The following is a 7,227-nucleotide window of genomic DNA, read 5'->3' as shown; positions in this document are numbered from 1 at the left end:
TCGTGCGCGCATCGACATCATCGCCATAATGCACCGCGCGCAACAAGCTTTTCGCGATCAACCGCATACCTTGCAGGGCAATACCGTCGCACATGGGATGATAACCCTGGGCAAGATACGCCTCGACGCAATGCGTGAGCGCATCCATGCCGGTGGCGGCGGTGATATGCGGCGGCAATTTGAGCGTTAATTCGGGATCACATAGTGCGACACGCGGCATCAAGTGCGGCGAGAAGATGACGGTTTTGCGCTGAGTCGCCTTCAACGTGATCACCGTGCTGCGCCCCACTTCGCTGCCCGTGCCCGAGGTGGTGGGAATGGCAATGAGCGGCGGCACGATCGGACGCACGAGTTTCCAGCCGTCGAATTTGTCATCGTATTGCGCCATGGGCGGTTGATGTGTCGCCATCAACCCGATGGCTTTGGCAACATCAATCGGCGAGCCGCCCCCCAATGCGATGATGCTGTCACATTTTTCCTGTTGAAAATGCGTCACGCCAGCCCAGACATTTTCCTCTACTGGATTCGAGGTCACGTTGTCGAACAGGCTGAATTCCACGCCGTTTTTCTTGAGCGGCACGGTGACTTGCTTGATGATGCCGCTCGCGACAATGCCTTTGTCCGTAACCACAAGCGGGCGAATGCCACCCAGCTCCGTGAGCACAGCGCCCAGTTGCGCAATCGCGCCCGGGCCGAAGATGATTTTGGTGGGGAATGAGAAGGAGGTGATCATAATGGTTTTGCGGAATACGATTCAGGCCTTAATTTGAAATTTACACGCGTGTGTAAGGATATTGAAATTTGGTTTCATATAATTCGATTCTCCCGAACCAGAACACCATCACATTAAATAATCTCAAAATACCTCTTCAATTCCCAATCCGTCACCGCCTGCTGATACTGCCGCACTTCCCAATCGCGAGTCAAAATGAAATGCTCCACAAACTCCGCGCCGAGAATTTGCGGCGCGATCTTGCTTTGGCGCAAACGCGCCGTCGCTTCTTCCAGCGAGCGCGGCAGCGCGGCAAAAGTGCCTTCTGGCGCCGTGTAAGCGTTTTGTTGCCAGGCCTCCGGCAATTCGAGCTTGTTGGCGATGCCGTACAAGCCGCTCGCTAAACTTGTTGCCATACCGAGATAGGGATTCATGTCCGCACCCGCAAGTCGAAATTCGATGCGGGTGGTTTTGGGATCCCCGGCAATCACGCGAATACTGGTTGTACGATTCTCTCTGCCCCACGAAGCCGAGGTTGGCGCCCAGGTGTTGGGCACCATGCGTTTGTAGGAATTCACGGTTGGCGCGACGAACGCGCACAATTCCGGCATTAGCGCAAGTTGGCCGGCGAGATATTGTTTCATCAGTGGCGACATCGCGCTGGCATCCGTTTCGTCATAAAAAAGATTCTTTTTGTGATCGTGCGCCCACAGGCTTTGGTGCGTATGCCCGCTGCAGCCGGGCAGCGCCTGATTCGGCTTGGCCATGAAGGTCGCAACCAAGTCATGGCGATGCGCAATTTCTTTGATTGCGGTTTTGAATAACGCTGCCTTGTCTGCCGCGCGCACGGCAGAGTCATACCTAATCGCCGCTTCGTAGACGCCCGGGCCGGTTTCGGTGTGAAAGCCTTCCAATTCAATATCAAACGCCTGCAAGCCGTCGATGATGTGATGCGTCAATTCCGCGTGCATCGAGCTGCGCAAATGTGAATAACCGAACATGCCGGGGCTAAGCGGGATCAGATTATGAAATTGTTTTTCATGGAGAGAGTGCGGCGTTTCCTGAAAGAAGAAGAATTCATACTCGACCGAGAACATCGGCTCGTAGCCCAAACTGCGGCAGTGCGCAACGACTTGCTGCAAAACCTGGCGCGGCGATATCGCCAGCGGCTTCCGGTTATGATCGTAGAAATCGCAGATGAAATGCGCCACCCCGGGTTCCCAGGGAATGACGCGGAACGTGGAGAGATCAATTTTGGCGAGCGTGTCAGGATAACCGGTATGCCAACCGGTGTACTTCACGTTATCATACAAAACATCAGCGGCATCCCAGCCGAAAATCACATCACAAAAACCGAAGCCCTTTTCGACCGAGGAAAAAAATTTTTCAAGCGAGATATATTTGCCGCGCAACACGCCATCAATATCAAAGCCGCCGAGTTTGATTTTATTGATGCCGTGCTCGTCCAGCTTCGTCTTGACTTGGTCGAGCGTCATCCGTGCTCTCCGGTTGGTGGAATGACTGAAACGAGAAGGCCGCCCGGGCGGTGAGGATTCCAGGCGGACACCAATTAGCGAGAAATGCCGGCAGGTTATGCTGGCATTTCTCACGCACCAAAATCCTTCGCTTTATGCGCCGGCAATTTTGCGGCCGGACTCCAATTCAATGGTGACGATGCGCCAGGCGGGAAAATCCAATTCGATGCGCGCTTTCGAATACACCGAAATCTCTTCGAGCCGCTCTTCAGCGAGGTTGACGCGCCACGCGTGTGAGATCGGCAAGCCCCACACGAGATGTCCGCGCACACGTTCGGTGGAAGCATTGAACAGGCGAACGATGGTGGTGTTGCGCTGTTCGCAGCGTTTGATGGCGGTGACGGTTAGGGCCGCCGGCTCGCAATGCAACAACGCAAACTGCCCGGAGAGATTGCCGCCGGCGCCGGTGCATTGCTCCTCGAACAGCGGCACACGATACGCTTGCGCCATGTTGGCAAGATTCAGCTTTTCCGCAGCGCCGGCATATGGCATGATGGCATAATGAAACGTGTGAGCGCCGAGGCATTGCGCTTCGGGCGTGGCATAAAACGGCCCGGCATGTTTACGGCGAGTGGCTAAATCGCCGCGCGAAAGCCAGCCCACCGCGCGCAGCAGCGTGATGGCAAGGCCGACGCCGCCTGTGATCTTGCTGGCTTCGTATTCATAAAGCCCGTTAACAAAAATCGCCAACCCGCGGCGCGCCTCTTCCACCGCACAAAAATTTTGCATGGGCATGGTGGGCGAAGGCGCCTGCATCCAATCTTTGGCTGCCGGCATCTTGAGCGGGCGCGGCGCCGTGTAGAACGCCTGGCCCGCCAACGTTTGCTGCACCGAAAGCGGCGCCGGCACATGCACGCGCAAACGATGGTCTTGCGCCAAATTCTCGAATTTTAACTCGACTTCTACCCACGGCGAAACGGCAGTAATCACGAACTTCCACTGCACCGGACAAGGCACGAGCCGGGCGTTGCGGCGTTTGCGCTTTCGATCAAAATTTACCGGCAGGCGCAAGGTACCGGCGATTTCAACTTCGACGGCGAGCGGCGAGCGATGTGTGATCTTCAGCTTGCCGCGTTGGCCACGGCTCCAGAGGCTTTTATCCTTCAACGCCGGCGAGTAATCGTATTCATCGCCAAGATCGGCCGTGTCTTCCAACACGTTGAGGCGGCGGTATTCTTTCTTTGTAGCCTTGTGAAATAAATCGAACGTGCCATCGGCGGCAAATTTCACGCGCATGAATTTATTCTCGACAACGTTGCCACGTACCGTGACGCCTTCTTTCAACCGGGGCGACGCTTGCTGGTGCAGCGCATACACTCGAAAACCGGCGGCCGGCGCCTGCTCGACGAGGTATTCAAGTTCAACCGCCTTCCAGGGCTTTTGCGCGGTGTGAACGTTGAGATTGTGATTAGCAATATCAACATCAAGCTGCGCGCGTTTGGCGGCATAATCCAGCGGGCGGACATCAGAGCTTGCTTGCGAGGAGACGCGCAAAAAAGCCTCCGGCAACGCATAGCCCCGTTGCGCATAAAGTGCGCGCGTTTTGATCACATGCGTCGGCACGGCTTTGCCTTCAGCATCAACCAGCGAAATTTCCTTCAATGAGGTATCCGGCGGAACCAGCAGCACGGAGCGCACGACGCCCGGCCGGGCAAAAGCCAGAGTATTCACCACGACAGCGGAGGCGTGGCGCTCGCGACGGAGGCGGCTCGCGAGAAAATCAAGGCTGGACGCAAGCGCCAAACGCCCGATTTGTTGCGCCTCTTCGAAGCGCGGCAACATATCGCGATGGACTTGATCAATGCTGCAGCCGCAAATGGAATCATGCGGATGATTCTTGAGCAATGTTTTCCAGGCTTGCTGCAAGAATCCCGCGTAATTTTCCGCGCCGGTGAGCTGGCCCAGCAAAACCCCCAGCGGCTCGGCAACGTAGGTGAGCAACGTTTCAATCGCATCGTTTTTCTGTTTGAGATTCACGCGGGAAGAAAGCACGCCGGAGAGTATGAAATGGCGCTTGCCGCTGTGAATTTCACCCAACCAATCCGACAACGAAAGCCCCGCGCGGCGCAAGGTGTGCACGTAGCGCGAGTATGTTGTTTGCTCAACCTGGCTGTCTTGCAACACGTTGTTGGCATAAGCCAAAATCCGCGGCATATCGGCTTGCGGCTCTTGATGATCGCAACCATTATTGATCAAGAGATGCCGCGTGTCATCCGTGCCGGGCTTGGTCAGCGCCCCGAGCGTTTGCGTTTCTTGTTTGAAAAAGTCGACGACGAGATCGAAGCGCGGCGATTCACCGGCATTTTCCTGGGTGGTTTCAAAACCAATTTGGTTGCCATTGCAATAGCTTTTGAATTGGTTGACGGCAAGCACGCGGCTGCCGTCGGGCGCGACCCAGAGAAATTCGGTGCCCAGGTGATCTTGTTCGTCGCCCATGCCGCGCGTGAAGATGAAGTTGTCGATTTGAAAGCCGCGCAAAATTTGTGGCAACTGCGCAACGTGGCCGAAGGAATCCGGGCTGTAACCGACTTTCATCACGCCGCCGAACGGCGCGCCCACGCGCTGGCCCACGATGAGATTACGAATCAACGACTCGCCGCTGACGAGAAATTCATCGGGCAAAACATACCACGGGCCGATTTCGATGCGGCCTGCTTGAATAAGATTGCGTAATCGCTCGCGGTTCTCCGGGCGAATCTCCAAATAATCCTCCAGCACGATCGTCTGCCCGTCGAACACGAAGAAACGAAACTCCGGCGTGCGTTCGAGCAAATCGATCAAGCGATCGGTCAACCGTACCAGACGCAGGCGATATTGCTGAAAACTCGCGTACCACTCGCGATCCCAATGCGTATGCGAAACCACGTGAAACTTGAAACGCACTTTTTTAGCCGCGGTCGGGCTGCCTTTGCGAACTTTGTGAGTATAGGGACTCGTGTAGATCATTTGGTTATCCGGCTAATCATGATTTAGAATGGAGATTAACGATGACAAAATCTTTGTGCGTGCAGCAATGGAGGTGAGCAAGCAGAGGAGAGAACGCTGCGGCAATGCCGCCATAAGCGGCTTTAAACCAGCCCGCGGAGCGCTTCTCTTTCGGCGCGAGTAGCGCGGGCGGCGTGGACAATAGTCGTTGCAAAACATATGTTTTTAGAAACCGAAAACAGGTTTCGGTCATGCTCCCTCCTGCTCTACCAAAACAACTTGGGGCGAAACGCCCGTTGAACTCTTATGCCTGCACCGGCTCTGGCGCCCGCCTCTTCCGGCAGGCGCAGCAGAACAGGTGCAGGAATAAATCATAAGAGTTTCTGCTTTTATTTGATGCCCGCCGGCCCCCGCACCTTCAACGTTTTCACTTCCCACGGCGCGAGCGTAATATTCAGCTTTTGGCCGGAACCGAGCAACGCTTTGCTTTCCCACTCAATCAGATCGACTTCGCTGACGGAAGTCGCGGCAAACGGCAGCGTGATGCTGGCATTCACGGCGCTGCCCGTGCTTTCATAAACACGCACAATCCAGCTTTCATCGTCTTCCGCCTTTTTCAAGGCGGCCAGCACAACGTGCTTAGGCTCGATGCTCACGAAACTGTGCGTCGGCGGCAGCGAACCGGCATGCTGTGCGACGAATCTCGCCACCAGGGGCTGATTGAAATTGTAACCGTGCTGCACCGCTTGCTTCCAATCGCCTTCGTGCGGCACTAACGCGAGATTGAATTGCTGTTCGTCGCGATCGAGCGAAACCGCGCCGCGCAACGCTGAAATGCGCACACGCCCCTCCTTCACATCGACTCCGTTTTTGCCGTCATTCACAACCGTCACGCCGAATTGCTCGTTCGAGAGATCGAGCCATTTTTGCAGGGGGAATTCTTCCCCGCTGGTGGGACGCGCCACGGCGCCGTAAGGTATCTCAAAGTGCGCGCGGTGATCGGGAATATAAAACGGAAACGCCACTTTGAGCATTTTGTTCTGCTCGTCCCACTTAACGTTGTACTGCACTTCAATGCGCGGCAGATTCGCGTACATCACGTAATCCTGCTTGATCACGGAATTCCCGTGTGAGAAAGAGGTGCGCAAGCGCGCGCGCAGCGGGCCGGCTTCGATAATTTCCGCGCGTGCGGACATTTTTAAAACCTCGCGCTGGCCGTCGTAATCCAACTCGAGCGCATTTGCTTCACCGCCGCGTTCGCCGAGCAATTCCAGGCCGCCGGCCGCCGCCATCCATTCGCGATTTTGCCGGCTGTCCACCAAACGCAAAACACCGCCGCTCAGCGAATCCAGGCGAATCGTAAAAAAGCCATTGTTCATTGCCAACGTCGGCAAATCAATGCGGGCGCGAGTCGCAATCTCCGGACTCTGCCTGCGCCATTCGAGCCAGTAGACTTTGTACCCAAGTGAGGGCACGTCTTCCGGTATAAAAAGAAGTTTATAGTGAATGCCCTCGGCAGTGGAATCACGCAAGAGAACCTGCGCCGGAACACGCGCGCCTGCAGCATCACGAAAATAGGGCTGCGGCGGCTCGATTTTCGCCGTGTCCGCGACTGCGGCTTTCTTCGAACGGCTGGCTTTTTTCACCGGCGCTTTGGGCAGTACCGAAGGCGGCAAAGTCACCTCGACTTCGACGACGTCGGTGCGCGGCCAATTCAACGTATTGAAAACGATTACGGCGTTTTCAGAGTTGTTCGCAGACTTGGTATTGATCGCGGTTTCGATCGCCGTCATTGCCTTATCCATCGCGGCTTTGGCGGTTTCAGTCGCTTCACGGTAGGCGCGTAAGGCATCTTCACTGACCCCATCCGTGGAAGCGCCGGCAAACACGCTTTGAGATTGATTGAAAAGAACATTGCGCCATTGCTGCGTGAACTCGGCTTGCGGGTAATTGAAGCCGTATTGCCGCGCAATCAATGCAAACGCTTCAGCGGCAGGCAACGCCATCTCGCTACGGCGATGGCTGCGTTTCAAGCGCGCATGGTTTGTCCACGCG

General features: G+C 55.8%; 5 protein-coding genes. All 5 read right to left on the bottom strand.

Translation table 11 applies throughout. The annotated features are described in order from the left end of the window. The coding region (locus tag FBQ85_23560) for an iron-containing alcohol dehydrogenase (GenBank protein ID MDL1878119.1) at positions 1-733 on the bottom strand (733 nt) is incomplete at its 3' end. 113 nt (positions 734-846) lie between these two features. Then, a complete protein-coding gene (locus FBQ85_23555) occupies positions 847-2,208 on the bottom strand; it encodes a glutamine synthetase (protein ID MDL1878118.1) in 1,362 nt (453 codons plus the stop codon). A 132-nt stretch (positions 2,209-2,340) separates the two neighbouring features. Then, positions 2,341-5,193, bottom strand: coding sequence for a hypothetical protein (locus FBQ85_23550; GenBank protein MDL1878117.1), 2,853 nt, complete (start codon positions 5,191-5,193; stop codon positions 2,341-2,343). A gap of 16 nt (positions 5,194-5,209) precedes the next feature. After that, on the bottom strand, positions 5,210-5,425 hold the full coding sequence (locus FBQ85_23545) for a hypothetical protein (protein ID MDL1878116.1): 216 nt from the start codon (positions 5,423-5,425) through the stop codon (positions 5,210-5,212). Between the two features lie 136 nt (positions 5,426-5,561). Then, on the bottom strand, positions 5,562-7,227 hold a 1,666-nt coding region (locus tag FBQ85_23540), incomplete at its 5' end, for a hypothetical protein (GenBank protein MDL1878115.1).

The sequence above is a fragment of the Cytophagia bacterium CHB2 genome (assembly GCA_030263535.1).
In the GTDB taxonomy this organism is placed as follows: Bacteria; Zhuqueibacterota; Zhuqueibacteria; order Zhuqueibacterales; family Zhuqueibacteraceae; genus Coneutiohabitans.
The sequence above is the reverse complement of the archived record's forward strand: the minus strand, read 5'-3'. Positions and strand labels throughout refer to the sequence as shown.

What these genes read in the sequence shown, in the direction of transcription:
- FBQ85_23550 (MDL1878117.1), bottom strand. Translation starts at nt 5,193, where the DNA reads ATGATCTACACGAGTCCCTATACTCACAAAGTTCGCAAAGGCAGCCCG.
- FBQ85_23555 (MDL1878118.1), bottom strand. Translation starts at nt 2,208, where the DNA reads ATGACGCTCGACCAAGTCAAGACGAAGCTGGACGAGCACGGCATCAAT.
- FBQ85_23545 (MDL1878116.1), bottom strand. Translation starts at nt 5,425, where the DNA reads ATGACCGAAACCTGTTTTCGGTTTCTAAAAACATATGTTTTGCAACGA.